The organism is Streptomyces sp. Inha503 (assembly GCF_047215865.1).
GTDB lineage: Bacteria > Actinomycetota > Actinomycetes > Streptomycetales > Streptomycetaceae > Streptomyces > Streptomyces lycopersici.
The window spans coordinates 437,600-462,125 of sequence record NZ_CP178360.1; the positions used below are offsets into that span (position 1 = coordinate 437,600).

General features: G+C 68.5%; 22 protein-coding genes and 4 pseudogenes. 6 read left to right on the forward strand and 20 right to left on the reverse strand.

What is annotated here, in order from left to right; all coding sequences use genetic code 11:
- Positions 1–148: 148 nt before the first annotated feature.
- From ACJX2R_RS01970 to ACJX2R_RS01995, 6 genes are all read right to left on the reverse strand, one after another.
- On the reverse strand, positions 149–970 hold the full coding sequence (locus ACJX2R_RS01970) for an SDR family NAD(P)-dependent oxidoreductase (protein WP_413098445.1): 822 nt from the start codon (positions 968–970) through the stop codon (positions 149–151).
- Positions 971–1,201: 231 nt separating this feature from the next.
- Positions 1,202–2,680 carry an APC family permease gene (locus tag ACJX2R_RS01975; protein WP_413098446.1) on the reverse strand — a complete coding sequence of 493 codons (1,479 nt, stop codon included), beginning with the start codon at positions 2,678–2,680 and terminating at the stop codon, positions 1,202–1,204.
- 35 nt (positions 2,681–2,715) lie between these two features.
- Positions 2,716–3,138, reverse strand: coding sequence for a cupin domain-containing protein (locus tag ACJX2R_RS01980; RefSeq protein ID WP_413098447.1), 423 nt, complete (start codon positions 3,136–3,138; stop codon positions 2,716–2,718).
- A 135-nt stretch (positions 3,139–3,273) separates the two neighbouring features.
- Positions 3,274–4,008, reverse strand: a complete 735-nt coding sequence (locus ACJX2R_RS01985; protein WP_413098448.1) for a glucose 1-dehydrogenase — start codon at positions 4,006–4,008, stop codon at positions 3,274–3,276.
- A 75-nt stretch (positions 4,009–4,083) separates the two neighbouring features.
- Positions 4,084–5,613, reverse strand: coding sequence for a class I adenylate-forming enzyme family protein (locus tag ACJX2R_RS01990; RefSeq protein ID WP_413098449.1), 1,530 nt, complete (start codon positions 5,611–5,613; stop codon positions 4,084–4,086).
- Positions 5,614–5,757: 144 nt separating this feature from the next.
- Positions 5,758–7,290 (reverse strand): APC family permease, encoded by a 1,533-nt coding sequence (locus tag ACJX2R_RS01995; RefSeq protein ID WP_413098450.1) that lies wholly within the window; start codon positions 7,288–7,290, stop codon positions 5,758–5,760.
- A gap of 426 nt (positions 7,291–7,716) precedes the next feature.
- Here ACJX2R_RS01995 and ACJX2R_RS02000 point away from each other — a divergent pair, with 426 nt between their 5' ends.
- A complete protein-coding gene (locus tag ACJX2R_RS02000) occupies positions 7,717–10,113 on the forward strand; it encodes a SpoIIE family protein phosphatase (protein WP_413098451.1) in 2,397 nt (798 codons plus the stop codon).
- Positions 10,114–10,645: 532 nt separating this feature from the next.
- Positions 10,646–11,872, forward strand: coding sequence for an MFS transporter (locus tag ACJX2R_RS02005; RefSeq protein WP_413105752.1), 1,227 nt, complete (start codon positions 10,646–10,648; stop codon positions 11,870–11,872).
- Between the two features lie 22 nt (positions 11,873–11,894).
- Here the strand turns inward: ACJX2R_RS02005 and ACJX2R_RS02010 are convergent, their stop codons facing one another.
- The gene (locus tag ACJX2R_RS02010) at positions 11,895–12,467 is read right to left on the reverse strand and encodes a hypothetical protein (RefSeq protein WP_413106177.1); all 573 of its coding nucleotides are present in this window, start codon (positions 12,465–12,467) and stop codon (positions 11,895–11,897) included.
- Entirely contained in the window at positions 12,362–12,919 is a 558-nt protein-coding gene (locus ACJX2R_RS02015; protein WP_413098452.1) for a DUF6545 domain-containing protein, read from the reverse strand. The genes ACJX2R_RS02010 and ACJX2R_RS02015 overlap by 106 nt, the downstream gene beginning before the upstream one ends.
- 122 nt (positions 12,920–13,041) lie before the next feature.
- Between ACJX2R_RS02015 and ACJX2R_RS02020 the strand changes: the two genes are divergently transcribed.
- A complete protein-coding gene (locus ACJX2R_RS02020) occupies positions 13,042–13,842 on the forward strand; it encodes a phosphotransferase (protein ID WP_413098453.1) in 801 nt (266 codons plus the stop codon).
- 136 nt (positions 13,843–13,978) lie between these two features.
- On the opposite strand, the gene ACJX2R_RS02025 is transcribed toward ACJX2R_RS02020, so the two are convergent.
- Complete coding sequence (locus ACJX2R_RS02025) at positions 13,979–14,767, reverse strand: amidohydrolase family protein (RefSeq protein ID WP_413098454.1); 789 nt, start codon at positions 14,765–14,767, stop codon at positions 13,979–13,981.
- A 98-nt stretch (positions 14,768–14,865) separates the two neighbouring features.
- Here ACJX2R_RS02025 and ACJX2R_RS02030 point away from each other — a divergent pair, with 98 nt between their 5' ends.
- On the forward strand, positions 14,866–15,132 hold the full coding sequence (locus ACJX2R_RS02030; RefSeq protein WP_413098455.1) for a MerR family transcriptional regulator: 267 nt from the start codon (positions 14,866–14,868) through the stop codon (positions 15,130–15,132).
- Positions 15,133–15,397: 265 nt separating this feature from the next.
- Positions 15,398–15,586: a hypothetical protein gene (locus ACJX2R_RS02035; protein ID WP_413098456.1), complete on the forward strand. Its 189-nt coding sequence runs from the start codon at positions 15,398–15,400 to the stop codon at positions 15,584–15,586.
- Between the two features lie 252 nt (positions 15,587–15,838).
- Here the strand turns inward: ACJX2R_RS02035 and ACJX2R_RS02040 are convergent, their stop codons facing one another.
- The 7 genes and pseudogenes from ACJX2R_RS02040 to ACJX2R_RS02070 all read right to left on the reverse strand — a co-directional run.
- The gene (locus tag ACJX2R_RS02040; protein ID WP_413105753.1) at positions 15,839–17,017 is read right to left on the reverse strand and encodes an MFS transporter; all 1,179 of its coding nucleotides are present in this window, start codon (positions 17,015–17,017) and stop codon (positions 15,839–15,841) included.
- Positions 17,018–17,073: 56 nt separating this feature from the next.
- Positions 17,074–17,448 carry a fluoride efflux transporter CrcB gene (crcB, locus tag ACJX2R_RS02045; RefSeq protein WP_413098457.1) on the reverse strand — a complete coding sequence of 125 codons (375 nt, stop codon included), beginning with the start codon at positions 17,446–17,448 and terminating at the stop codon, positions 17,074–17,076.
- On the reverse strand, positions 17,445–17,807 hold the full coding sequence (locus ACJX2R_RS02050; RefSeq protein ID WP_413098458.1) for a DUF190 domain-containing protein: 363 nt from the start codon (positions 17,805–17,807) through the stop codon (positions 17,445–17,447). The genes crcB (ACJX2R_RS02045) and ACJX2R_RS02050 overlap by 4 nt, the downstream gene beginning before the upstream one ends.
- Complete coding sequence (gene crcB / locus ACJX2R_RS02055) at positions 17,804–18,286, reverse strand: fluoride efflux transporter CrcB (RefSeq protein WP_413098459.1); 483 nt, start codon at positions 18,284–18,286, stop codon at positions 17,804–17,806. The genes ACJX2R_RS02050 and crcB (ACJX2R_RS02055) overlap by 4 nt, the downstream gene beginning before the upstream one ends.
- Before the next feature lie 221 nt (positions 18,287–18,507).
- Positions 18,508–18,618: pseudogene (locus ACJX2R_RS02060) on the reverse strand (hypothetical protein); the annotation flags it as partial.
- A gap of 166 nt (positions 18,619–18,784) precedes the next feature.
- Positions 18,785–19,485: pseudogene (locus tag ACJX2R_RS02065) on the reverse strand (SDR family oxidoreductase).
- Between the two features lie 144 nt (positions 19,486–19,629).
- Positions 19,630–19,827: pseudogene (locus ACJX2R_RS02070) on the reverse strand (IMP dehydrogenase); the annotation flags it as partial.
- 17 nt (positions 19,828–19,844) lie between these two features.
- On the opposite strand from ACJX2R_RS02070, the pseudogene ACJX2R_RS02075 reads away from it, so the two are divergent.
- Positions 19,845–20,585, forward strand: a pseudogene (locus ACJX2R_RS02075) (helix-turn-helix transcriptional regulator).
- 443 nt (positions 20,586–21,028) lie between these two features.
- Here the strand turns inward: ACJX2R_RS02075 and ACJX2R_RS02080 are convergent.
- The 4 genes from ACJX2R_RS02080 to ACJX2R_RS02095 form a co-directional block, all read right to left on the reverse strand.
- Positions 21,029–21,361: a putative quinol monooxygenase gene (locus ACJX2R_RS02080; protein ID WP_413098460.1), complete on the reverse strand. Its 333-nt coding sequence runs from the start codon at positions 21,359–21,361 to the stop codon at positions 21,029–21,031.
- A gap of 191 nt (positions 21,362–21,552) precedes the next feature.
- On the reverse strand, positions 21,553–22,578 hold the full coding sequence (locus tag ACJX2R_RS02085; RefSeq protein WP_413098461.1) for an NAD(P)-dependent alcohol dehydrogenase: 1,026 nt from the start codon (positions 22,576–22,578) through the stop codon (positions 21,553–21,555).
- A complete protein-coding gene (locus ACJX2R_RS02090) occupies positions 22,575–23,369 on the reverse strand; it encodes an iron-sulfur cluster assembly protein (protein ID WP_413098462.1) in 795 nt (264 codons plus the stop codon). Before ACJX2R_RS02090 ends, ACJX2R_RS02085 begins: the two co-directional genes overlap by 4 nt.
- A gap of 1 nt (position 23,370) precedes the next feature.
- On the reverse strand, positions 23,371–24,369 hold the full coding sequence (locus ACJX2R_RS02095) for an amidohydrolase family protein (RefSeq protein WP_262700749.1): 999 nt from the start codon (positions 24,367–24,369) through the stop codon (positions 23,371–23,373).
- Positions 24,370–24,526 lie beyond the last annotated feature (157 nt).

Genomic DNA, 24,526 nt, shown 5'->3' on the forward strand with positions numbered 1-24,526 from the left:
TTCCGGCGGGTGCGGGACTGCCAGCGCGACAGGGCCGCCCTTCGATCCGGCGAACCCCTGCCGGACGGCCATGACTGTCCAGAGCCGCGGCCTTCACCGGCCGAGCCGGCACTCCACCTCGACGCCCCGGTCAAACAGCCACTCTCTGTCACTCGCCGAGCGGGATCATCGACTCGGGCAACGTCTCCATGACGAACAGATTGGCAGTCAGTCCACCGTCGACCACGAGGTTGCCGCCGGTGATGGCGGAGGCCTCGTCGGACACCAGGAACGACACCGTCGCGGCGATCTCCTCGGGTTCGACGAGCCGCCGCAACGGGACCCGGGTGAAGTCATGAAGCATGTGCCGGAGCACCTCGGGCGTCGAGGTCTTGTGAACCATGTCGGTGTTGACAAAGCCCGGTGCGACGCAGTTGATCCGCACCCCGTGGGGGGAGAGTTCCATGGCCATGGTGCGCGCCATGCTGACGACGGCGGCCTTGGTGGCGGTGTAGGCGGTCACCGGACCGTCGGCCCCGAGTGCGTCGATGGAAGAGATGTGCACGATCGCGCCGCTGCGGCGCGCCACCATCCCCCGGGCCACGGCCTGGGACATCAGGAAGGTGCCGGTGACGTTGATGGCGAACGTCCGCCGGAATGTCTCGGCGTCAACGTCGAGGAACGGCGGCTCGTCGAAGACCGCGGCGTTGTTGACGAGGATGTCGATATGGCCCCAGCGGTCCAGTGCCTCGTCGACGATGCCGGTGACGTCGGCGGTGGCGGAGATGTCGCCGGCCATGGCCCAGGCGTTGCCGCCCGCGGCCTCGATAACGTCGACGGTGGCCGTCAGCGCCTCCCGGGTGCGTCCGACGACAAGAACCTCGGCACCATCGGCAGCGAGGCGCTGGGCAATGGACCGGCCGATGCCACGTCCGGCTCCGGTGACGATCGCGGTACGGCCGCTGAGCCTGGTGGTGATGGTTTCAGTCATGACAGTTGAGTCCCTTCCGAGAGACGGGAGGCCACAATGCGGGTGTCGGCGGACGTCAGCCGAGTTCCGGAGTGTCCGACCGGGGAATCAGATTGGCTCTCGTAGACCTCCGGAGCGTGTTTCCACACGCTCCGATGCACTGCGCCGTTCCGCCACTCTTCGAGCGCCTCACGCGGCACCAAACAGACAGATGATCACGGGTTCAGGTCCGTTTCGCGGGCTGGTGTGGCGTCAGGCTCGCCGGCGTCCAATACGCATGAAGACCTCGGGACGCGTGTACCGGTAGACGAGGGCGACGACGGCGCCAACGGCGTACGTTCCCCACAAGATCGACTGGAGAGTGATCGCGGAACTCATCGAACCGCCGGTCATGGTGGTGAAGTTGGCGGTGGCCAGGTAGATGACTCCTGCCATACTGACGGAGCTCATAGCGGGCGCGATCAGCCGATGCCACAGGGGCACACCGGTGTTCGGGCGCCGCCGGAAGAAGACCACCACGCTGACGCCGGTGAGGAACATCAATACCAGGATCGCGAAGCCACCGGCTCCCGCCAGCTTCCCGTAGAGGCGTTCCGGGTCGCTCCCGCTGTTGGCCAGCAGGGTGCCGAGGAGGACTGCGCTCACCGTCACTGACGCGATGCTGGGTGAGCCGTGCTTACGGTGCGCCCTCCCGAGCGCCGACGGCAGCACCTCGTCGACGCCGAGCGAGTACACATAGCGCGCGAGGATGTTCTGCACGGACAGAAGGCACGCAAAGGCCGATGTCACGACGAGGACCTGCACGACGTCGCGCGCCCAGACGCCGACGAACGACTGCATCGCCTCGTTGAACATTCCCACGTTGTTCTTGTTGGCCACGCTCTGCGCGGCGGACGCGCCGTAGGCCGTGACCACGGCCCATACGCTGACGATGTAGAACAGGCCGATACATATCACGGCCGCATACGTGGCGCGCGGCACGGTACGGTCCGGATCCTTGGTCTCCTCGCGGAATACGGCGGTCGCCTCGAAACCGAGGAAAGAAGTGGCGGCGAAGAGGACGGCGAGACCTACCGAACCAGACGAGAACTCGCCCCAGCTGAGCGGAGCCAGAGATCGTCCTTCGGGTCCGCCCTTCCCGAAGACGGCGAGGTCGAAGAGGAGCACGGCGGCCACTTCGGCCGACATGGCGATCAGCAGCACTTTGGCGGACAAGTCGATGCGGAAGTATCCGAGAATCCCGGTTCCCAGCAGGCATGCGACTGAGTAGTACTGCCACGCGATGTCCGGCCCTCGGAACACGTCTGCCACGAGTGAGCTGGCGGCGATACCGAAGAGGGAAACGGTGCCAACCGCCATGAGGACGTATCCCAGCATCGCGAAAAGACTGGCGCCCAGCCCCAACGGTCGGCCGAGGCCGGCCGTGATGTAGGCGTAGAAGGCGCCGGCGTTCGGGATGAAGCGGCTCATCGCCGTGTACCCGACAGCGAACAGCAGGAGCAGAACCGCACCCACCACGTATGCCAACGGCGCCCCCGCACCGTCATAGATGATCACGAAGGGGGCGAACGATGCCACGACGACGATCGGCGCCGAGAAGGCGAGGACCGTCATCACGAGTTCGATCGTGCCGATCTTCCCCCGGAGCGTGTGCGGCGCCGATTCGTCCGTGGGCCTGGTTGGTTGACGCAGTAGTGGCGTGGGAGCGTCTGATAGGGCTTCTTCACTCATCGTTGCCTCCGGGAGGGTATGAGCGCGCGGCTTTCTCAGGCGAGCGTCGTGCCGCGGCTGTCGCCGGCCTCCCAGTACTCCAAGTACTGGGACGCAATGCCGTCGGGGTTGGGGCCGTAGATGCCCACCATGCGGGCGTAGCGCGGTGCCCAGTAGCGGCCGGTGCTGCCGGCCGGCACCACGACCGAGTCGCCGGCTCGGCCGATCACCTCGACCCCGTTCACCTCGACGTGCAGTTCTCCGGCCAGTACGAGGTTCGTCTCATCGTGCGGGTGGTGGTCGGAGAACCCGGCTCCGATCAGCTCCCACTCCGAGATCGAGTAGTCGTTCCAGCCGCCTGTTTCGGGACGTTTGATCCAGCGGGAGCGCATGCGCGGTGTCTTGGGCGAATGGGGGTGCAGAGCCTCGGCGGCGATCAGGCCGGGTTGGGCCTTCTCGGCATCGGAAGCTGTGGACACGGTTTCCTCCTTGCTGGTTTGTTCACCACCGGGACGCGAGTACGGAGCGTGTCGGTGTCGGTCAAGCCGGGCGGCGGCCCGCCCTGGTCACCGCGGGCGCTGGGCCTCTGCGGCGGCCGGCCTTTCTGTGGTGGGTCAGACGGCCGTGTACGCGCCGTCGACGGCCACATCGGCACCAGTCGTGTAGGACGAGTCGTTGGAGGCCAGGTGAAGCACGGCCAAGGACACTTCGTGGGGAACGGCGAAGCGGCCGAGCGGAATACCGTCGGTCGTGAGCTCCCCGCTGGCCCTGATGTCGGCGGTCATCGGTGTCTCGACATCACCGGGGTGGACGGCGTTGACCCGGATGCCGTACGGGGCCAGTTCCGCGGCGGCGGTCTTGGTCATACCGCGAATGGCCCACTTGGTCGCGGCGTAGGCGAAGCAGTCGGGATAGCCCACCAGACCGGCCGTGGAGCCGATGTTGACGATCGAGCCGCGGCCCGCGCGGCGCATCGCCGGTACAACCGCCCGCATGCCGAGGAACACGCCGATCTGGTTGACCTCCACGGTGCGTCGGAAGTCGGCCTCGGTGGCGGTCTCCAGCCGGTGCAGCATGAGGATGCCGGCGTTGTTGACCAGCACGTCCACGGTCCCGAACGTGTGCTCGGCACGCTCGACGACCCGCTTCCAGTCCTGGCTGCTGGTCACATCGGCCTCCACGAAGACCGCGGCGTCACCCAATTCGGCGGCCAAACTCCTGCCCTCCTCAACCAGGCGGTCCATCAAAACGACACGGGCGCCGCGTTCGGTGAAGAGGCGGGCATGCGAGGCGCCCATGCCGCGGGCGCCGCCACTGATGATCACTGTCTTGCCGTCGAGTCGGGGCACGCGGGGCTCCTGTCCAGGATGAGGCGATTAGGGGTGTGACGAGCCACCGGAGCACGGGGGACGCGGCCGGGGTTGCTACTGGGGAGAGGCTTTCTCCAGGGCCGTCCGTCGGCAGTGCGCCGCCACCGCGTGGCGGTCGACCTTGCCGCTCGCCGTCCTGGGCATCGGGCTGACGACGTCGATCCGTTCGGGGACGGCGTATTCGGGGAGACGGTCACGCAGCATCCGCTCGGCGGACACCGCGTCGAAGGTGTGTCCGGGACGTTCCTCGACCGCGGCCCAGACACGGTTCTGGAGGATCGGGTCGGGTACTCCGAAGACGCAGCTCTGTCCGACGGAGGCCAGTTCTGCGAGCAGGGACTCCACGTGTGCCGGCAGGATCTTCTCGCCGCCGCGGTTGATGACGTCGTCCACTCGGCCTTCGATGTAGTAGAAGCCGTCGTCCAGGCGTGCCAGGTCCCCGGTCCGCAGCCAGCCGTCCTCGATCTTCGCGGCGGTGAGTTCGGGCTGTCGCCAGTACCCCTGCATGATGGTCGGGCCCCGCACCCACAGTTCACCGATGTCTCCCGGGGCCACATCGCGCCCGTCCTTGGTGACGATGCGGACGTCGGTGCCCGGCACCGCGAAGCCGACGGATTCACCGTGGGTGGCCGCGTGCTCAGGGGGCAGGAATGAGACCGCGGAGCCGTACTCCGTCATTCCGTAGCCGTGATATGGCTTCAACTTCGACCATCTGGTGAGGAGTTCATCGATCCACGCGGCCGGCATGGGCGAGCCGCCGTAGAGCAGCACACGGAGGTGGCGCAGCGCCTCGTCCACTCCGTCTGCCAGCATGATCAACCGGATGATGCTGGGCACCGCCGCGAGATAGGTCACCGGCCTCGCCGCCAGGGCGGCGACCGCGTCCGCCGTGCGGAACTTGCGGAGCAGATCGGTCCGGCCACCCAGCAGCAGCATGTGACCGAACTGGTCCACGAACCCGGTGTTGTGGAACATCGGCACGACCACCAGCGTCGAATCGCCTTGGTGCGTCCCCAACACCCTTACGAAGGCCCAGGACGCTTCGGCGAGCGCCGCCTGGGTGAGCACCGCGCCCTTTGGCTTCCCGGTCGTTCCGGAGGTGAAACTGATGAGGGCCGCGCGCGTGGACTCCGGGAGCGGGAGCCCGTGCTCCTTGTCGCTCTCGTTCCCGAGGCACAGCCTCCGTACCCGACGGGCCGGCACGGAGCCGGAGATCCAGGCGTGGTCGTCGTCGACGAGTACCAGGGCGGCGTCCAGCAGTTGCACCTGTTCGGCGAACTGGCTGGGATTGAGCCGGTTGTTGGCCGGTGCGATCACCGCCTCCAGGGACAGCACCGCGAGGTAGTGGACCGCCCACGCCGCCGTGTTGTGGCCGACGAGGACCACTCGGTCGCCAGCCTTGACCCCCTGTTCGGCCAGCCAGTTGCCACAGCGTGCCACCTGGTCCGCGAGCTGTGCGTAGGTGAACTCCTCGGTGGCCGTGGTGAGTGCCAGGGCCTGCGGAGTGATGGCCGCCCAGTGCGCCAGTGCCGTCGGCAGGGTCGCGAAGGGTATGGGGCGGCTGTCCGTGTGCTGCTTGGTCACAGTGCTCCTTACGTAGGCTCGGTGCGCCTGCCCGCATGAACAGGGGAAAGCTATTTAACTAACGTTCGTTAGCCCCAATAGGGCCGACGAGTGTCACCGAGTAGGGTCTGGGGCGCATGACTTCAGGCCATTCGAAGGCACCCCTCAGACGTCGGCGGTGAGGTCGACCACCCGGGTATCACGGCCGAGGCCGTCGAAGATATGACGGCGGCGGGACTTGTAGAAGACGGCCAGGGCCAGGCCGACCGCCAGGCCAGCCAGCGGGATGGAGACCAGCCACATGTTCTGGCCGGGCGTCTCGCCGCCGACCACGAGGTTGAACTTCAGCAGCGCCAGCACCGTGGTGCCGGCCAGGGCAAGACAGGCGAGGCCAGGAGCGGCGAACGTGGTGAACAGGCTCTCGCCCGCGGGGACGCCCTTGCGGGCGAACCAGACCATCACGGCCAGGCTGACGAAGGTCATGAGCACGAGCACGCCGACCGAGGCCAGACCGGTCAGTTCGGCGTAGAGCGTGACGCCATCCTTGCCCGCCAGGACGAACATGCCGAGGACGGCGGCACACAGGGTCGCGGCCAACGCGGAAGCACGGAAGGGCGAGCTGTGCCGCTCGTGCACTCCGGCGAAGTAGGCCGGGATGGCCCGGTCGTAGCCAAGGTTGTGCAGATAGCGGGCCAGGACGTTGTGGATGGAGAGGAGCGCGGCCAGCACCGACGTCGTGACGAACAGATAGGAGAGCTGGGTGAAGACGGGTGCCACGTAGTGGCCGATCGAGTCGGGGAACATCGAGGCCGGAGAGGCCGTCGCCACACCCACGGCCTTCGGGCCGTACGCCGTCGTCAGGGCATAACACGAGAGCGTGTAGAGGACGCCGACGAACACGACGGCTATGTAGGTGGCACGCGGGATGGTGCGGTTCGGCCGACGGACCTCGTCACGGTACAGGGCGGTCGATTCGAATCCCAGGAACACCAGGACGCCGAAGAGAAGCGTCACGCCGACGTCACCCTTGAGGAATTCGGCCGGGCTGAGCGGAGTGAGGGACAACCCCGCCGAGCCGCCGCTGCCACCTCGCACCAGTACGGCGAAGTCGTAGATCAGGACGACGGCGACTTCCAGGATCATCGCCGCGGAGAGGAGCTTCGCGGACAGCTCGACATGAAAGTGGCCGAGCACACTGACGATCAGCCAGCCCGCCACGGACCACGGCCACCAGGATGTGGCGGGGCCATGGAAACTGGTGATGAGGCTGCTCACCACGACACCCAACTGCGCGTACACGCCGGCAAGCATCACCAGGTACGCGGTCACCGCCAGGAAGGCCGCACCCAGTCCCGGCACCTTGCCGAGCCCGGTACTGATGAAGGAGTAGAAGTCGCCGGGCTTTGGCACGTGCTTGGTCATGGTGACATAGCCCGCCGCGAAGAGGAGCAGGACGACCGTGACCGTGAGGAAGCCGAAGGCCGCACCGGTGCCGTCGAAGAGGATGGTGAACGGGATGAACCCGCTCACCACGGAGATGGGCGCCGAGAAGGCAAGCACCGTCAGCGCGAGCGCACTCGTGCCCATCTGACCGGAGAGCGACTTCCTGGCGCCGGCGGCACCGCCGTCCAGGGGCAGGGCCGACGCCGACGGCAGCGGAACGTCGACCGGCGTACCGCTTCTCGATGCTTCACTCATGGGATGTCTCTCCTGAAGGGTGACGGTGGCGTGACCACCGGGTGAAGCGGACTTCGTGGAAAGTGGGGACGGGCGCGCTGGAGGGGCGGACGATGCGCGGCATCCGCCCGGCGCGGTACACGAGCCTTGATGAGGTAAGTGCGGGTGCCCTCGGTCACACCCGCATCACCGACCGGTTGGCGCGACCTGACGGCTCCGGGTTCCGAAGCGTCGGACTTACTAACGTAAGTTAGCGAGCCTGACTCCCCTTGGCCATAGAGGGCGCAGAAATCTCTTCGGCCTCGAGATCCGCACGGCGGATTTCATGACATGCCCATGAATGTCCAAAATATGCAGCGCAAATGCAGGCGCCCGACATCGTCCCAGCGCATACCGCGCGCCGGGCGTAGCCTGGCCACCGAGAGCCACTCACCCTGGCAGGCCTCTATGCCAGCACCCGTCACAGCGGCGCAGCTCGCACACGACAGTCCCTTCGACACGGTCACGGCGGCCATCGCGGTACTGGACCACCGGGAGACCGTCGTCGGCTGGAACACGTCGGCGGAGCAGTTGTTCGGCTTCTCCAGCGCCGAAGTAGTGGGCCACCCCGCCCGCCAGTTGCTCGCAACCCCGGACGATCCTGGATCCGGCGGAGGCGCCTCCGGGCTGATCGGTCTGCTGCCGGAACACGGTGGCCAACCGGCCGATCGCGACCGGCAGCACGGCCGTACCGAGATCCGGATCCTGCGGCATCGCCACGGCGGCACCGTGCGCACGGCCCTGCGTGTGTGCCGGCTGGACCACCGGGACCTCGGTGTGCTCTGGCTGGTGCTATTGGTTCCCGCCGATCGTTTCCACCACTGGATGACGGACCAGTCCGTGCTGGACGGCCTCGTCGCACGGTCGTCTATCGTTCTGACCGTCTACGGGCCTGACGCGCGCGTGGTCTGGATCAACGGCGCGCTCCAAGAGCAGGTGGGGCTGACACCGGCGCAGACGCAGGGCCGGTACGTCAGCGACCTGCTGCCACAGGGAGAGGTCCTCACACCGCAATACCGGGGTCCGCTGGAAGACGTGATCGCCGAAGTCTTCCGAACGGGCACCCCGGTAACCGATCTCCACTATCGCAGCCCGACCCCTGCTGACCCCACCCACCAGCGTGTCTGGTCCAACTCCTACTTTCGCCTGGAGGACACCGACGGCCGCCCGCTCGGGGTCTGTGAGGCCGCCTTCGACATCACCGCCCGCTACGAGGCCCGGCAGCGGTTGACCCTGCTGAGCCGGGCCAGCAGCATCGGCAGGACGTTGGACGCCGCGCGCACGGCCCAGGAACTGGCGGAGGTGGCGGTGCCCGGCTTCACCGACGAGATCAGGGTCGAACTCGCGGAGTCCCTCCTGCTCGGCGAGGACCTCCCGGCCAGGCACGCCGCACAGTCCACACCGCTGCGGTGCGTCGCGCAACGCAGCGTCACCGACGATGACACCTTCGTTCCACAGTACGCGTCAGGGCCGGCGGACGGTCGGCGACAGCTGGTCCTGCCGTTGCGCGCCGGGGACACGACGTTCGGCCGGGCGACGTTCACACGGCTGGCCCCACGGGATCCATTCACCCCGGAGGACCAAGACCTGGCGGGCGAACTGGTCTCCCGTGCGGCGGTGTGCATCACCAACGCATGGCGTTTCGCACGTGAGCACGCGACGGCGCTGGCGCTGCAACACGCCCTCCTCCCCCGTCGGCTGCCCCAGCCGGCCAGCGTGGCCATCGCCCACCACTACGTGCCCGCGGCCAGTCAGGCAGGCGTCGGCGGTGACTGGTACGACGTGATCCCGCTGTCCGGGGCAAGGGTCGGCCTGGTCGTCGGTGACGTGGCCGGGCACGGGCTACAGGCGACGGCGACCATGGGCCGCCTGAGGACCACGATTCGGGCCCTGGCGGCACTGGATCTCGATCCGGGCGAACTGCTGACCCGGCTCGACGACCTGGTCGCCCAGGCTCGGATCGGCATCCACCCCGACGACGGCGACCCGGCGGAGGACCCGGCGCTGGGTACAAGATGTCTGTACGTCGTGTATGATCCGGCCTCCCAGGTCTGCTCGACGGCGAGCGCCGGTCACCTGCTCCCCGTGGTCGCCGCGCCGGACGGGACCACCGACCCCGTCACGGTGCCGGTCGGTCCCCCGCTCGGCATCGCCGACCTGCCGTTCGAGTGCACGGAGGTCCGGCTCGCCCCCGGCAGCACGCTCGCCCTGTTCACCGACGGGCTCGTCAACGACGGACACGGGAACATCGACGCCGGTGTGGCCCATCTATGTCGTGTGCTCGAACGTCCTGGTATCACGCCGACGGATGCCTGCGAGGCCATCGCCAGCTGGGCCGACGGCGACCAGGCACAGGACGACGCCGCACTGCTGCTCGTCCGTGTCCATGCGCTGGCCGAGGACAGCATGGCCGCTTGGAGCATCCCCGCCGATCCGGCCGAGGTGGCTCGGGCAAGGGCACAGTGCCTGCGACAACTCGCCGCCTGGGACCTCGACGAGGTCGGTTTCGTCGTGGAGCTGATCGTCAGCGAATTGGTGACCAACGCGATCCGCTACGGAAACGCTCCGCTGTGCCTGAGGCTGCTGCGCGACGGCTACCGCGTACTGATCTGCGAGGTCTCCGACTGCGGCCACACCTCACCGCATCTGCGCCGAGCCGGGCTGGACGACGAAGGCGGTAGAGGCCTCTTCCTCGTCGCCCAGCTGACAGCCCGCTGGGGCACTCGATACACACCGGACGGAAAGACGATCTGGACCGAGATCCGGCTCGGCCCGGACTCTTCGCCCACTTCGCCGGCTGAGTGAGTCAGCGCGACCAGTCCGCACCCGGTGCAGAATCCCGTTCGATCACCTGCCGGTAATCCCGGGGCCGACCACAACACCCATTGCTGACCGGTAAGAACGGCGGCCGCAGCCGTTCCCACTCAGCATCCGTCAGATCGCCCCGCCCCACGGCTCAGGGGCATTGCATGAACGAGGTTCGCCGGGTTCATGCAATGCCCCTGCTGTACGCACGCCCGCGAGGGTGCATAACTCGTAGGCGAGTAGCGGGTCCCGATCGCTGTCCAGGCTTCGCCGCAACTGATGTCGACCACGGCTTCCCGGACCTCCTGGGGCGGCCGCGCCGCTTCCAGCAGGGCACGGTAGCACTGATGACGCCGCGTTCGGCTCTCCAGCGCGGCGTCGAGGATCCGGTCTCGCCGTGTGACGGGTGTGTTTTCCGTCATTGTGGAAGCGCTACTTTCTCCATCCGGCCAGGCGTGTACATTTTTACAAGTCATATGGGTGCTACCAATGCCCGACCCCGGTCGTTCTGCTCCCGCGGAGTCTTATCTTCATGGATCAGGTCATGCGTCGGCGCCGTGAGGCGTTATTCCTGTTCTTCCTCCTGCCGGGCATCGCGATGTCGTCGTGGGTGACCCGCACGCCCGATATCCGGGACCGGCTGGAGGTGACCACCGGTCAGATGGGGCTGGTGCTCTTCGGACTGTCACTCGGTTCGATGACCGGGATCCTGTGTTCGGGACATCTGGTCTCCCGGTTCGGTACGCGGCCGGTGACCGCCTGGGGCACGGGGCTGGTCATCGTGGGTATGGTCACGATCAGCGCGGGCAGTCTGACCGCGTCGGTGCCGGTGGTCATGGCGGGACTGTGCCTATTCGGCGCGGGCATAGGGTCGGGGGATGTTGCCGTCAATGTCGATGCTGCCGATGTGGAGCGGATCACCGGTGTGACGACGATGCCCATCCTGCACGGCTGCTTCAGCCTGGGCACGGTAATCGGCGCCGGTGCGGGTATGGCGGTCACGGCCATCGGCGTGCCAGTGCACTGGCATCTGGCGGCGGTCACCCTCATATCAGTCCTGATCTTCTGGTACGCCATCCGCTCCGTGCCCTCGGGTACTGGTCTTGGCGCACCGACCCAGGCGGAGGAAGGCGCCACCCGTTCCCGGCCCAAGGTCTGGAAGGATCGCAGGCTCATCCTGATCGGCGGGATCGTGCTGGCCATGGCTTTGGCCGAAGGGTCCGCCAACGACTGGCTCCCCCTGCTTATGGTGGACGGGCACGATCTGGACGCCGCGCTGGGATCTCTGGTCTATGCCGGGTTCGCCGCCGCCATGACCCTCGGCCGCTTCACGGGCTCGTTCTTCCTCGACCATTTCGGGCGGACGTCGGTCGTGCGGGCGAGTGCCGTCTCGGGGGCGCTGGGCCTGCTCCTCGTGATTTTCTCGGACAACGTCGTGCTGGCGGGGGCGGCGGTGCTGTTCTGGGGGCTCGGAGCATCGCTGGGCTTCCCCGTCGCGCTGTCCGCTGCGGGTGATTCCGGCCCTGAACAGACCGCCCGTGTCAGCCTGGTGGCCACGATCGGCTATGTCGCCTTCCTCGTCGGGCCGCCCGGCCTCGGCTTCCTCGGCGACCACTTCGGACTCCGCTCGGCCATGTTGGTGGTACTCCTCTTCGTCGCTTCCGCCGTCTTGCTGGCGCCCGCGGTCGACACCCATCGCCGCTCCACGGTGGCGAAGTCCGTCAACGAGAACGAGTCGGATGGCTCCCGCAGCTGGTGACCGCCTCACCTGACTTCGGTTTTCAGGAGTCGTGCTGGTCACCTGTCTGTATCGAAGTGGGACAGACTTTCCATACACCGCTGAGAGGGCGATTCTGAACCCGAATAGCGAGGATGACGGCTCTTTCGTCGGGGATGAGGGCGATGCCGTTGGCGGGTCGGCCGTCGGCCTGTAGGGCAGTCGGCGCTTTGCCTCCCGTCGGCTGCCCGGTGGCTTCGCCCACCGCGCCCCGGGCCCGTAACAGTGGGCTCTTCTCGCCCTTGGACAGCTCATCGGCGAGGACTTTGCGCGCGTCGATGACGTGATCGTGGCGGTAGACCGCGTTCACCGCGGCGATGAGGGCGGCGCGGCTGTCCTTGCCGTCGACCCGCGTCCCGTTCCGTGCGCGGAATGCCACCATCCCCTGTCCGCCGGACGCTTCGGGCAGGGACGTGGCCAGATCATCGATGACGTCCTGTGCAGGGGTGCCGTCGATGCGCACCTCGTTGCTCAGCTTGACGGGGTTGATCGTGAGCAGGGCCACCACGGCGGATACCACCGCCAGCCAACTCGTCGCGATGACGTACCAGGGCCTGGCGTAGGCGAACCGCCCCAACCGGTACTTGGATGGCGGTGCTGTCCGAACCGCGCAGCCGTGGGATAGAGGACGTGTGCGCGGCCACCGGCAGGGCATCCACACGCCCCGCCCACGAGAAGGGACTCAAACACCCCGCCGAACTGGGTCAGAGACAGGCTCGCAAGCTGGTCACGCGACACCGAGCGGTGTAGCGAACCGGCCGCCCATGGAACCGATGTTGATGATGGTTCCACGATCCTGTCCCCGCGCACCAGTGCCCTGCGGTAGTAGCGGTAGTGGGTGCCGCGCAGGAACAGCCGGTCGCGCCAGCCGCTGGTGGGCACGCGGTTGAGGGCGTGCTGGAGGAACGCGTCGTGGAGTGTTTCCCATAGTGGGCGCATGCGTCGGTACGCGGGCCTTGCCCACGCCGGCGGTGAACGCGCCGCAGAGGCGCGTGGCCTGCGCACTGAGTGGCGAGAAGGTGGCGACACCCCTGACCGTCAGCAGCCCGAGCCCGATGCCGGCCAGATCGAGGTCGCACAGCGGGGAGGTGGGCGGTTGCACGACGAGTGCGCCGGTCCTCGCGGGTCGATCTGGCGGTAGCGTGGCCGCCATGACGGCTGAGGGCGAGGCGCTGGTCGGCGGCATGGCGAACGCGGGGGCGGTCTTCCGCCGGGGTGCGTTGGTGGAGCGCCCGGCGCCGCGCAACGCTCTCGCGCTGCATGCCTATCTCCGTGCGCTGAAGGTGCATGGCTTCGACGCGGCGCCGGCTCCTGTCGGGCTCACCCAGGATGGCCGTGAGCAGCTGACCTTCATCCCCGGTGACGTCGCTCTGCCGCCATTCGCGGACTGGGTGATGACGAAGACCGCCCTGGGATCGGTCGGGGCACTGCTGCGGCGCCTGCACGAGGCCGGCGCGGCCATCGCGGTCGACACTCGTGCCAGGTGGCCCCAGGACCTTGCCGACCCGGAGGGGGGAACGATGCTGTGCCACAACGACGTGTGCCCCGACAATGTCGTCTTCCGCGACGGCCGTGCTGCTGCTTTGATCGATTTCGACCTGGCGGCCCCGGGCCGTCCCCTCTGGGACATCGCCATGACCGCCCGCTACTGGGTGCCCATGGTCGACCCCGCATCCGCGGCTGCCCTCTACCCCGCCGGGCTGGACGCGCCCGTGCGGTTGCGGATCCTTGCCGACAGCTACGGCCTCTCGCCGCAGGACCGCGCCGAGTTGCCGGGCGTCATCGAGCAGGCCACGGAGGTCTGCCGGGCCTTCGTCGCCCGCCGTGCAGCCGACGGCGACCCTGTCTATCTCCAGGCACTGGCCGAACGTGGTGGATGGGAACGCTGGGACCGTATGCAGACCTGGCTGACGGATCTCCACGAGGCTTTCACGGCTGCCTTGCTGAACTGAGCCGCCCGGACCTTCGAAGCAAGTCACCCTGGACCGCCCCACTGGACCGAACGCTCATTTCCCAGGGCTGCGCCCCAAATTCGTCACCTGAAGCGCTCAGTCTTTCGAGTTCGCGTCTGGGGAGGTCGGGTCTACCTCAGTCGAGTCCGGCCAATTCGGTGAAGGTTCCGCCGAGTACCCGGTCGCGTATCTCGCCCGGCCTGGTGACCCGCTCCACCATTGCCCGGGTGAGGACCGGGTCGCCGTACGGGGCGTCCGAGCCGAACAGGGTCCGGTCCGGGATCTCCTTGATGGCCAGCCGGACCGCGAAGATGATGTTGGCGGTGGACAGCTCCAGGTACATGTTCGGGGTGTCCCGGACCAGTTCGATGGCCTCCATCCAGTTCAGCCCTCCGAGTTGGCTGACCACCAGCGGAACCGTCGGATACCGCCCGGCGAGCGCCGAGAGCGTCGCCAGATCGTCCGCCGTGGTCGGGGCGAATCCATGCACGACCACGGGCAGGTTTCCATGATCGGCCGCCGCCTCGAGCACCGGTTCGATCATCCCTGCCCGGCCCGGCGGCGGCGTCAGCTCTCCGATCCCGTGCGGTCCACGCCCCACGACCTCGCGTTCCACGAGCGCGGCAATCTGATCCGGCTCCAGATCGAGCGGCACGGACAGGAAGCCGATGAACCGGTCCGGCCGTACGGCGAGTGCGGCGTCCAGCTCCCGCCACGCGCCGCGGTATCCCTCGGTCGTGCCGGCCCGGCCTCCGATGGCCTGGTCCAGGATCGCCATTTCCCGGCGCAGCGCGGGGAGGTCTCCGGCCCGCTCCGGGTGTGGACGGGAGGCGAACAGCACGGCGCGGTCCACCCCGGCCTCGTCCAGTAGTCCCACATGTGCCTCGACGGGGTCGTGGACGTGGCTGTGCGCATCGATGATCAATGTTTGCTCCCGTCTTGACGACCGGCCCGGAATGCGGCCGACCAGTGCACTGTTGCTCCCTGACACCGTGGGAAGGTCAAGCTGGAGGGAGCGGGTCGGTGCTGGTTGGGGAGCTGTCGCGTCGTACAGGAGTCAGCGAACGCCTGCTGCGCTACTACGAGCGGATGGAGCTGATCCACTCACAGCGCCGCGCCAACGGCTATCGCGACTACGACGAACAGATGGTTCAGACGGTGCGGCGCATCCGCGCCCTGCTGGCCGCCGGCCTGCCCACCCGCATCATCCGCCAAGTCCTGCCCTGCACCTTCGACGGAGCGACACTGCGCCCCTGCCCCGGCGTTCTCACCACCTCCGCGACCAGCTGAACGTCCTCGACCAGCGCGCCGCCGACCTGGAGACCGCGCGCCGCCTTCTACGCCAGACGATCGCCGCCACCGAGAACGCGGCAAGCTGAGACCTGGTGTCGGGCGTTTGGAACCTGGCCACGATGGGTGGAACTGGTGAGGTAGATCAGCCGGTGGAGTGGTCGGTGCCCGGAGGCTCGGGGGCGGCGGACAGGGCTGCGGCGTCGTGGACAGCGAGTTCTCGCGGCCAACTGGAGCGCGTACACCGGCGCGGCCCACCGACACGATGCCCGGAGGGCTGAAGTGGTTCGCCGAGTACCAGCCGTTCACCCCGTTCATCGAAACCCTGCGCGGACTGCTGATGGGCACTCCGATCGACAACAGCGCAATCCTCGCCATCGGTTGGTGCGCCCTGATCGCTCTGGGCGGCTACCTATGGGCCAAGAAGCTCTACAATCGCGAGCCCGCCAAGTGAGCGGGGCTCCAGTGCGGTCGGCGGCGCCTTGGTCGTCGGGCTGGGCGAGTTCGTGTTCATAGTCCACGGTGATCGAGCCGTAGTAGTTCACCGCAGAGCCGCGGGCCGGAGAGATATGCGCCAGGACCTCGGCGGCCACCTCGCGGGCGTAGTGCAGTTGGCGGCGCGGGGAGTTGATGCACTCGCCCTTGTTCAGCTGCCGGGCGGTCTTGCGCCGGTGCGACGGATCTGACAGGTACTTCATAGCCCGCCTCACCCTGCCCCGGCCCTGGTGCGACGGGCGGCGGTGACGGCCAGGAGAGCCAGAGCGAGGCCCTGGATGACCATGACCACGGTGATCAGCACGGGGATGGAGTAGCCGTACAGGCCGCCGGTCAGCGCACCACCCACGAGGCTGGCGACGCCGACGACGCCCGCGAAGATGCCGTAGGCGGTCGCCCGGCGCCCGGAGGGAACCACATCGGCCACCATGGCGCGCAGGGTGGACTCCTGGATGCCCATGGCCGCGCCCCACACCAGCGAACCGGCCGCGGCCAGCGCGACGGTGTTGGTGAAAGCCAGGCACGCGACCGCGGCGGTCAGCACCGGCAGGGCCACCAGGACCCGGGGACCGTGCCGGTCGTACAGCCAGCCGGTCGCGAGCGCGGCGACGGCGTCCACGGCCATGGCGCCGGCGTAGAGCACGGGCACCCAGGCGGTGGTCAGCAGGTGGCGCTGGACGAGGTGGTAGGAGAGCACGCCGAAGGTGGCGAACCCGGCGGTGGTGGCCGCGGTGAACGCCGCATACGTCCAAAACGCCGCCGGCAGGCGGCCCCCCGATGCGGCCTGCGGCGTCTTCGGAACCGCCGCACGCTCGTAGGCCTCGGGGTCGGGGACGCGGGTCCGCAGCCAGACCAGCACTCCCAGGGCCGCCACGCCGGGCACGGCCAGGACGCCCAGGGCGGGGGCGTAATCGTCACCGGTGAGCGCGAGCACCCCGGCCACCAGCAGCGGGCCCACCAGGGCGCCGATCTGGTCCATGGCCTCGTGGACGGCGAAACCCCTTCCGCGGCCGGTGGCCGCGGTGGCATGCGAGAGCAGGGTGTCCTTGGCCGGAGAGCGCACTGCCTTGCCGACCCGCTCGGCGATCACCAGCACACAGGCCGCCCACAGCACCCCCGCCACACCCAGAAGCGGCACCGAGACCACCGTCAGCGCATATCCGGCAATCGCCAGGCCCCAGAAGCGGCGGGTGCGATCCGCAAGCGGCCCGGAGACCAGCCGCAGCCCCAGCGCCGCCGCCTCACCCGCACCCGTGACCACACCGACGACCAAGGAGGAAGCCCCCAGCGAGGCGAGCAGCGGGCCGGTGACGGAGCGGGCGCCCTCGTAGACGAAGTCGGCCAGCAGGCTGACCGTGCCGAACCACACCACGAACCGCCACGGCCGCATCCCCACCGGTCTCCCCGCCCCTGTCCCTGTCCCGGCCCCGGCCCCGGTGGCCGGCGTCATGCCCACACCGCCTGAGCGAAGGCCGCGCCGACGAACGCGGCACCGAGCCCGGCGACCACGCCGGCGATCACGTTGGCCGCGGCGAAGAATCGCGCCCCGCCCTCGGCCAGGCGCAGCGTCTCGTAGCAGAACGTCGAGTAGGTGGTCAGCGCCCCGCACAAGCCGGTACCGAGCAGCAGCTGCGGGGAGTGGGAGACGGCGCCGTAGGAGGCCGCGCCAGAGAGCAGACCCAGGATCAGGCAGCCGGTGACGTTGACGGCGAAGGTGCCCCAGGGGAAGACGGTGTCGTGCCGGGCCTGTGCGGCGCGGTCGGTCAGGTAGCGCAGCGGTGCCCCGACCATCGCGCCGGCCACCACCAGCAGCCAGTTCACCGGGCCCTCCCCTCCTTGTCCTTGTGGCGTCCGGCGTAGCGGATGACCTCGCACTCGTCGAGGATCACCAGCCCCTCGGCGACGAGTTCGTCCAGCTGGGGCAGGAAGGCACGGATGCGGGCCTCCTCATCGACGATGACGATCGCGACCGGCAGGTCCTCGCTCAGCGACAGCAGCCGGCTGGTGTGGATCAGGGAGGAGGCGCCGAAGCCCTCAATGCCTTTGAACACGCTCGCGCCTGCCAGCCCGGCCCGGTGAGCGCGGTGGACGATCTCGCTGTAGAGCGGCCTGTGGTGGAAGGTGTCGCACTCCCCGATGAAGATCGTCACCCGTAGCGCGGAGCCGTGCAGCCGCGTCATGTCGTCCTCCAGGAGATCAGGCGGCGGGCCGCCGCAGCCGCCGCCCACACGGCCGCGAGCGCGGCGAGCAGGGTGGCGGCCAGGTAGGCCAGGCCGGTGCGGGCATGGCCGCTCTGCACCAGGTGCTGGATGTCGACGGCGTAGGTGGAGAAGGTGGTGAAGCCGCCCAGCACGCCGGTGCCGAAGAAGGGCCGCACCAGCCGGTGCGCGGCCCACACATCGGTGGTGATCACCATGAACACGCCGATCATCGCGCACCCGACCGCGTTCACCAGCAGGGTGGTCCAGGGGAAGGCACCGGCTGGAGTGGGCCACAGCAGGGAGGCCCCGAAGCGGGCAATCGCCCCCAGCCCACCGCCGACCGCTACCACCGCGATCACGGGTGCCTGCCCTCGGGCCGGCTCGCGGCGCTGGGCAGGCACCGACAGATCGATGTCGGGATCCGTGGGCTCGATGGCCTGGTCGCGTCGGGTTTTCATCGCCGGTTGCGCCTCCTACTCGTGCGGCGCCCGGGCATGCGGGCGCGTCTGGTCACAAGTAGGGACTGTTGACGGCACCGATGCCGCGGTTCGGGTACGGCGAGCCCCACCACCGCGCGGCAGTCACACAGGCTGCCGCAGACCACCAGAGTACCGGCCCGCCGCCCGGAGCCCGCAGCCCTATGGGTCTTGGCGGCAGGCCAGGTGCACGCCGTGTCCGGTCAGTGCCCGCGCGGGGCGTACATGATCACCGCCATGCCGGTCAGGCAGCTCAACGCGCCGATCACGTCGAACCGGCCGGGACGGTGGCCGTCCGCGGCCATGCCCCACGCGGCCTTACTCGGTGTTGCGCGAAGTCGATCACTACTGGCCCTTCCGGGGTGAGCATCACGTTGTCAGGGTGCAGGTCGAGGTGGTCTGATCGAGTGATCGAGGCCAAAGGGGCGGGCGTACTGCCTGGGCGGGCGTACTGCCTGGGCGTGCGTCGGTGAACGGACATCAGTGGGCGGTGAAGCCACCATCGACGGGGAGAGCTGTTGCGGTGACGAAGCTGGCGCCGGGGCTGCATAGCCACAGGACGGCTGCTGCGACCTCGTCCGCTCCCCTCAGTCGGCCGATGGGCTGTTCCTTGAGGATCCCCGCCATGGCCTCGGCCTGGTTCTCGACCATGTCGGCGACCATCGGGGTGTCGATAACACCGGGGCACACGGCGTTGATACGGATACCTCGGGGCGCGTACTCGACCGCGGCGCTGCGGGTCAGGCCGATCATGCCGTGCTTGGAGGCGTGTTAGGCCGCACGCTCGGGCAGCCCGACGAGCCCGCCCAGGGACGAGCAGTTGACGATGGCGCCGCTGCCCTGCTCGCGCATCTGCCGCAGTTCGTGCTTCATCGCCGCCCAGACGCCGCGCAGGTTGACGGCGTTGTTGAACGCCATGTCCAGGCGGCCGTACTCCGTCACCGCGCGCCGCACCGCCGCTTCCACCCGCTGTTCGTCGGTGACGTCGCAGACGACACCGATCGCCCGCCGCCCGCGGCCGGTGATCTCCTCGGCTGCGTTGTGGACGGCATCGTGGTCGAGGTCGGCCAGGCCACGGCGGCGCCGGAGTCGGCGAAGGCACTGGCGGCGGCCAGGCCCATGCCGGAGGCGGCGCCGGTGACCAGGGCCACCTGCCCGGAGAAGTCGTAGGTGGGGTTCATGGTGTTCTCCCGTCGAATCAAATCAAGGTCCCGCATCCTGCCCAGGATGTTCGAGGTCCCGGGCGCGGGCGGCTGGAGTCGGTGAGTGAGGGGTCAGGGCTTCAGCAAGGTTTTGATGGCGCGGCGCTCGTCCATCGCCTTGTATCCCTCATCGGCCACGGCGCCGAACCAGCCCGTCCCCAGCACCATCGGGGCCGGTTGTGTCACGTCGTTGACGCCGCGGTAGTCCCACAGGTCGGAACCGCGCACGCAGGTGGCCGACACGCGGATGATGGCATCCGTCGGCGCGACGATCGTGGGGTTCTTACGCTCTTCCGCCCGGACATCACCCGGGGCATGAATGACACCGCCGGGCGAGGATCACCCCCGGGCAGGCGGGTCTGCCCTACGTCGGAGGTGCCGTCGCGTCAAAGGGCTGCGGCGCGAGGAAGTCGCGATGCTCTCGGGCCTCAGCGTCGAGTACTACATCCGCATGGAGCGCGGCCAGCTCGGCGGCGCGTCCGAGAGCGTCCTCCACTCGATCGCCCGGGCGCTCCAGCTCGACGACGACGAGCGTGCCCACCTGTACGACCCGGCACGCAGGGTCGCGCCCGGCTCACGCCGCAAGCGCCCCAAGCGCACCTCCGCTGTACGCCGACCTGTTCACCATGGGCCAGCAGCCACCGAACATCGCCCGGTACGTGTTCCTCGACCCGCGTGCGGAGGCTTTCTACGCCGACATCGACGAGGCGAAGAACCAGCTGGTCGCGGTACTCCGCGCGACCGCCGGGCGCGACCCGCTGGACAAGCGGGTGACCGAACTCATCGGCGAGCTCTCCACGCGCGGCACCGATTTCAGCACCCGCTGGGCCAAGCACAACGTGCGCCGCCACTCACGCGGACGCAAGATCGTCAACCACCCGGCCGTCGGCAGGATGGACCTCGCCCACGACGACTTCGCACTGCCCGGCGACCCGCACATCTCCATCACCACCTACACCGCGGATCCCGGTACGCCCAGCGCTGACGGTCTCACCCTGCTGGCGACCTGGGCCGATACGCGGAAGCAGCCGCGGACGGCCAACGACGAAGTACGCCGCACTCGCCCCCGTCACCCTTAGGTGCTCGATCTGCGGCCGGTCACCTCCCGCCCGTCGTGGTCCACCGCGACGGTCACGGGGCGGATCGAGCTGTCGGCTCTTTCCGCCGGGAGGGGCAGCACAGCCGGGCCAGGCACCGCGCCCGTTGGAGGGACGCCTGGCCTGACTACTCACAGTTCGTCACCGAGCCCGCCACCACCGGCAAAACCACCGCGCTACTTGAGGTGGGCCGTTCCGGTCCACGGCGCCCCGTGCTGGAGCCCGGACCCGTGTGGAGCGCGCACCTTGACGGTACGGCCGGCCTGGCCGGTCATCCATGAAGCGGTATAGGTGCGCCCGCGCCACCGCACGCCGTGGCTTGGTCGGCTTCCGCGGGCAGCCGTCGCCCTCCACCAGCATGTCCACTCCGGCCGGCCGGTCCGAGTTGCCGTACGAGCGCGCACGGCGAGCGTGTGACGGGGCGGTCAGCCGTGGTCCGAAACGGCCATCTCTCCGAGCAGGGACCAGTCGTCCTGCGGGATCGTCGTGTTGATGATGCGCGGGGTCTCGGCGAGGTAGGGCGGCAGCGTCGTCCGGGCAGTCCGGAAGTGCTCGGAACCGACATGCTCAGCGCCCGCCTCGTCGTCGCGGAAGGCTTCCACGAGGATGTACTCGGCCGGGTCGTCGACGCTCCGCGACCAGTCGAACCAGAGACAGCCCGGTTCGGCGCGCGTCGCCCGGGTGAAATCGGCAGCGATCTGCGGCCACTGGTCCGCGTGCTCGGGCAGGACGCGGAACTTCGCGGTGATGAAGATCATCTCAGGCTCCTCGGTGGGTGTGGTGGGCTGAACGGAGGTGTTCCGCATGGCTGTGGTCTTCGTATCCATCGTCGCTGTCGAGGGCGCCGGCGCGCCGTGGTTACGCCTCCCCACGACCACGGCGTGTCGGCCCCTCGGCGGGTCAGGCGGGCTGCTCCGTCGACGTTGGCTCCCAGGGTCTTGCCGAGGTTTCAGGGGACGAGGATCGCGCGTCCACGGATCCGTCCGGCATCGAGATCGTCCAGGGCGTCCTGGAAACGGTCGAGGGGGTACTTGACGGTGTGCAGGCGGACCCGGTCCTGTGCGGCGAGCACCATGAGCTCGCGCAGGTCGTTGTAGGAGCCGACGAGGTTGCCGATGAAGTTGATCTCGGTCGAGATGATGTCGATGGTCGGAACGTCGATGTTCTCCCCGTACCCGACCACGTGGTAGTCGCCCGCCCGGCGCAGCATCCGCACCCCGTCCCGGGTCGCGCCGCCCTCGCCGACGAAGTCGATGACGGTCTCGGCGCCTTGGCCACCAGTCAGCTCCAGCACTTCCTCCACCTGTCCCCCATCGGCGACGACACCGTGGTCGGCACCGATGGTCTCGGCCAGCTTCACCGCCTCGGCGTTGCGGTCGACGACGACGATCTCGGCCGCGGTGAGCGCCTTGAGCACCTGGATACCGATGTGGCCGAGCCCGCCCGCGCCGATGACGACGCACCGGTCGCCCGGGCGGAGCTTGCGTGCCGCCTTCGCCGCCGCGTGGTAGGCGGTGAGCCCGGCGTCGGCGAGGGCGGCGACGGCGGACGGCTCCAGGGAGTCGCCCAGGCGTACGACACTTCGGGCCGACGTCTTCAGGTACTCGGCGTAGCCGCCCGCGGTGTCGATGCCGGGAAAGGAGCTCTGCTCGCAGTGCACATCGTCGCCCAGTCGGCATGCCCGGCACAGTCCGCAGGTGATCAGCGGATGGACGATGACCTTGTCGCCCTCGGCGACGTTGGTGACGGCGCTGCCGACCGCGTGCACCCATCCCGCGTTCTCGTGCCCGATGGTGTAGGGCAGTGTCACCTCCGACTTCTCGGCCCACTGCCCTTCGAGGATGTGCAGATCGGTGCGGCACACGCCCGCGCCGCCGATCCTGACGATCACGTCGAACGGGCCGGTGACCTCGGGAGCCGGGACATCGGCCATGACGAGGTTCTGGTGGTAGCCGACGACCTGGACTGCCTTCATGAGACGTTCTCCTTCGCGGGGTGGTTCATGGGGGAATGCGTGGCCGAGCATGTGGAGGAGGCGGCGTACGCGGGTTCCTCCGCACGTGGGGTCTGGTCGGCCGCGGAATCGGGATAGCGGGTGCGCAGCAGGCCGCGGCAGAAGTGCGCGTTGCCCTCGATCGAGATCCGCACCGCGCGGGCGAAGCGCAGTCGCAGCGGGATCTCTCCGGGCGGGAAGCGGTGTCCGTGCTCGTCCACCAGGACGGGGTCCGTCGACGCGGTGCCAAGGCCCAGGTCGGTGCGGCGGCGCAGCAGCGCCCGGGTCGCCGGTGCGTCGGGGAGATCACCGAGCACCACGTCGTGGATGTGCTCCTCGGCGAGTTCGGGGCGTTGCCGCAGCAGCGAGGTCAGCGTCCGTTCCATCGCCGCGGTGTGCGCCTTGCGGCGGAAGGTCTCCCGCAACTCCTCCAAGTCGGACTCGGCCTCGGCGCCGAAGGTGCCCCGGTAGCCCGCGTCCGCGGCCAGACCGCGGTTGATCAGCTCGGAGTCGTGGTGGTCGTCGAGCAGGACGGCGGCCTCCGTCACGTCCGCGAGCGCCGTTACGGCGTCCTTGGCGTCCGAGGCCATGAGATAGGCGAAGTTCGGGGAGCAGAAGGAGGTCGGCAGGCGCAGGTGGACGGTCACCCGTCCCTCGTCCGTCGAGCCCACGGACCGTACGAAACCGAGGTCGGTGATCGGCTCGTCCAGCTCGGGGTCGTAGACCTCCCCCAGCGCCGCGTACACGGCACGCTCGAGCGACTGGGCGGACATGTCAGGCCGCCACGGCAGGCGCGAGCTGGTATGCGGCGGGCACCGGTATGTCGTACATGGCGGCGGCGTTCAGCCCGAGGATCTTCTTCTTCTGAGCGACGGTGAGCGGCGGGTACTCGTCCATGTCCTGGGGAATCTGGAAGTCGACGAACCTCTCCACGAGCCAGCGGGGTGTCCACAGCGCGTAGTCGCTGGAGAACTGGATGCGGTCCTCGTCCAGCCAGTAGAGCAACTCCCCGATGATCTGGGCGAAGTAGCGCGGACGCGTGTGGATGAAGGGCATCGCGACCGCCAGACCGGCGTGCACATTGGGTTCCTGCGTGGCGATCCAGCAGAAGTCCTCCAGGCGCGGCAATCCGCAGTGCTCCACGACGAAGTTCAGCTCAGGGAAGTCGGTGGCGACCTGGTCGACGTCCGCCACGTCGAAGGCGTCGCGATCCAGCGGCCGGATGGTGGGGCCCTTGTGGATGTGGATGTTCTTGATGCCCAGCTCCTGTGCCGTCTCCAGGTAGCGGCGGGACCAGGGGGAGTCCAGCTTGTAGCCGCGCGAGTCCCCGTGCCACTCGGCCGTGTACAGCTTGGCGCCCTTCAGGCCGAAGCGCTCGGCGTCCCGTCGCAACTGGTCGAGACCGGCCTGCTCGAAGCGGGGGTCCCAGCAGTGGTTGTAGGTGAGCTTGTCGGGGTGCTGCCGGGCCAGCGCGAACGCTTCCTCCGTCTGCCCGAAGCCGTTGCGGTAGAAGGCACCGAGCCGGGCCGGCTGGAAGATGGCGTGGTCGACGTACCCGTCGGTGAACAGGTCCTTCATCAGACGCTCACCACCGTAGTACAGGTACTCCTCGTACGACCACAGCTCCGACTCCGGGCTGAGGTTGCGGTGGTAGTCGTAGAAGCAGTCGATGAACTGCTTCCCGTGCACGTTGAGCTGGTTCTCGGGGCGGGCGTCCCACAGCGCGATATGGGCGTCCACGATGAAGTAGCTCTCGCCGTCCTTGCTGTACATGTGCGTCCCTCCATGTTTCCTGGCGGCCCTCGGCTCGTTAGGAAGGGACCGTAGGAAGCACCGAGGGACGTCGGGGAGGTGCCGCGTGTCTCACTTTGAGACACGCGCACCGGCGACGGCCGCACACACGCCGCGTAGCGTGACCGGTGCAGACGCA

Excerpts from the sequence above, each read along its gene's own strand:
- ACJX2R_RS02085 (WP_413098461.1), bottom strand. The coding sequence starts at position 22,578 with ATGAAGGCAGTCCAGGTCGTCGGCTACCACCAGAACCTCGTCATGGCC.
- crcB (WP_413098459.1), bottom strand. The coding sequence starts at position 18,286 with ATGAAAACCCGACGCGACCAGGCCATCGAGCCCACGGATCCCGACATC.
- ACJX2R_RS02005 (WP_413105752.1), top strand. The coding sequence starts at position 10,646 with ATGGATCAGGTCATGCGTCGGCGCCGTGAGGCGTTATTCCTGTTCTTC.
- ACJX2R_RS02050 (WP_413098458.1), bottom strand. The coding sequence starts at position 17,807 with ATGACGCGGCTGCACGGCTCCGCGCTACGGGTGACGATCTTCATCGGG.
- ACJX2R_RS02035 (WP_413098456.1), top strand. The coding sequence starts at position 15,398 with ATGCCCGGAGGGCTGAAGTGGTTCGCCGAGTACCAGCCGTTCACCCCG.
- ACJX2R_RS02000 (WP_413098451.1), top strand. The coding sequence starts at position 7,717 with ATGCCAGCACCCGTCACAGCGGCGCAGCTCGCACACGACAGTCCCTTC.
- ACJX2R_RS01975 (WP_413098446.1), bottom strand. The coding sequence starts at position 2,680 with ATGAGTGAAGAAGCCCTATCAGACGCTCCCACGCCACTACTGCGTCAA.
- ACJX2R_RS02090 (WP_413098462.1), bottom strand. The coding sequence starts at position 23,369 with ATGTCCGCCCAGTCGCTCGAGCGTGCCGTGTACGCGGCGCTGGGGGAG.
- ACJX2R_RS02095 (WP_262700749.1), bottom strand. The coding sequence starts at position 24,369 with ATGTACAGCAAGGACGGCGAGAGCTACTTCATCGTGGACGCCCATATC.
- ACJX2R_RS01970 (WP_413098445.1), bottom strand. The coding sequence starts at position 970 with ATGACTGAAACCATCACCACCAGGCTCAGCGGCCGTACCGCGATCGTC.
- ACJX2R_RS01995 (WP_413098450.1), bottom strand. The coding sequence starts at position 7,290 with ATGAGTGAAGCATCGAGAAGCGGTACGCCGGTCGACGTTCCGCTGCCG.
- ACJX2R_RS02040 (WP_413105753.1), bottom strand. The coding sequence starts at position 17,017 with ATGCGGCCGTGGCGGTTCGTGGTGTGGTTCGGCACGGTCAGCCTGCTG.
- ACJX2R_RS02080 (WP_413098460.1), bottom strand. The coding sequence starts at position 21,361 with ATGATCTTCATCACCGCGAAGTTCCGCGTCCTGCCCGAGCACGCGGAC.
- ACJX2R_RS02020 (WP_413098453.1), top strand. The coding sequence starts at position 13,042 with ATGACGGCTGAGGGCGAGGCGCTGGTCGGCGGCATGGCGAACGCGGGG.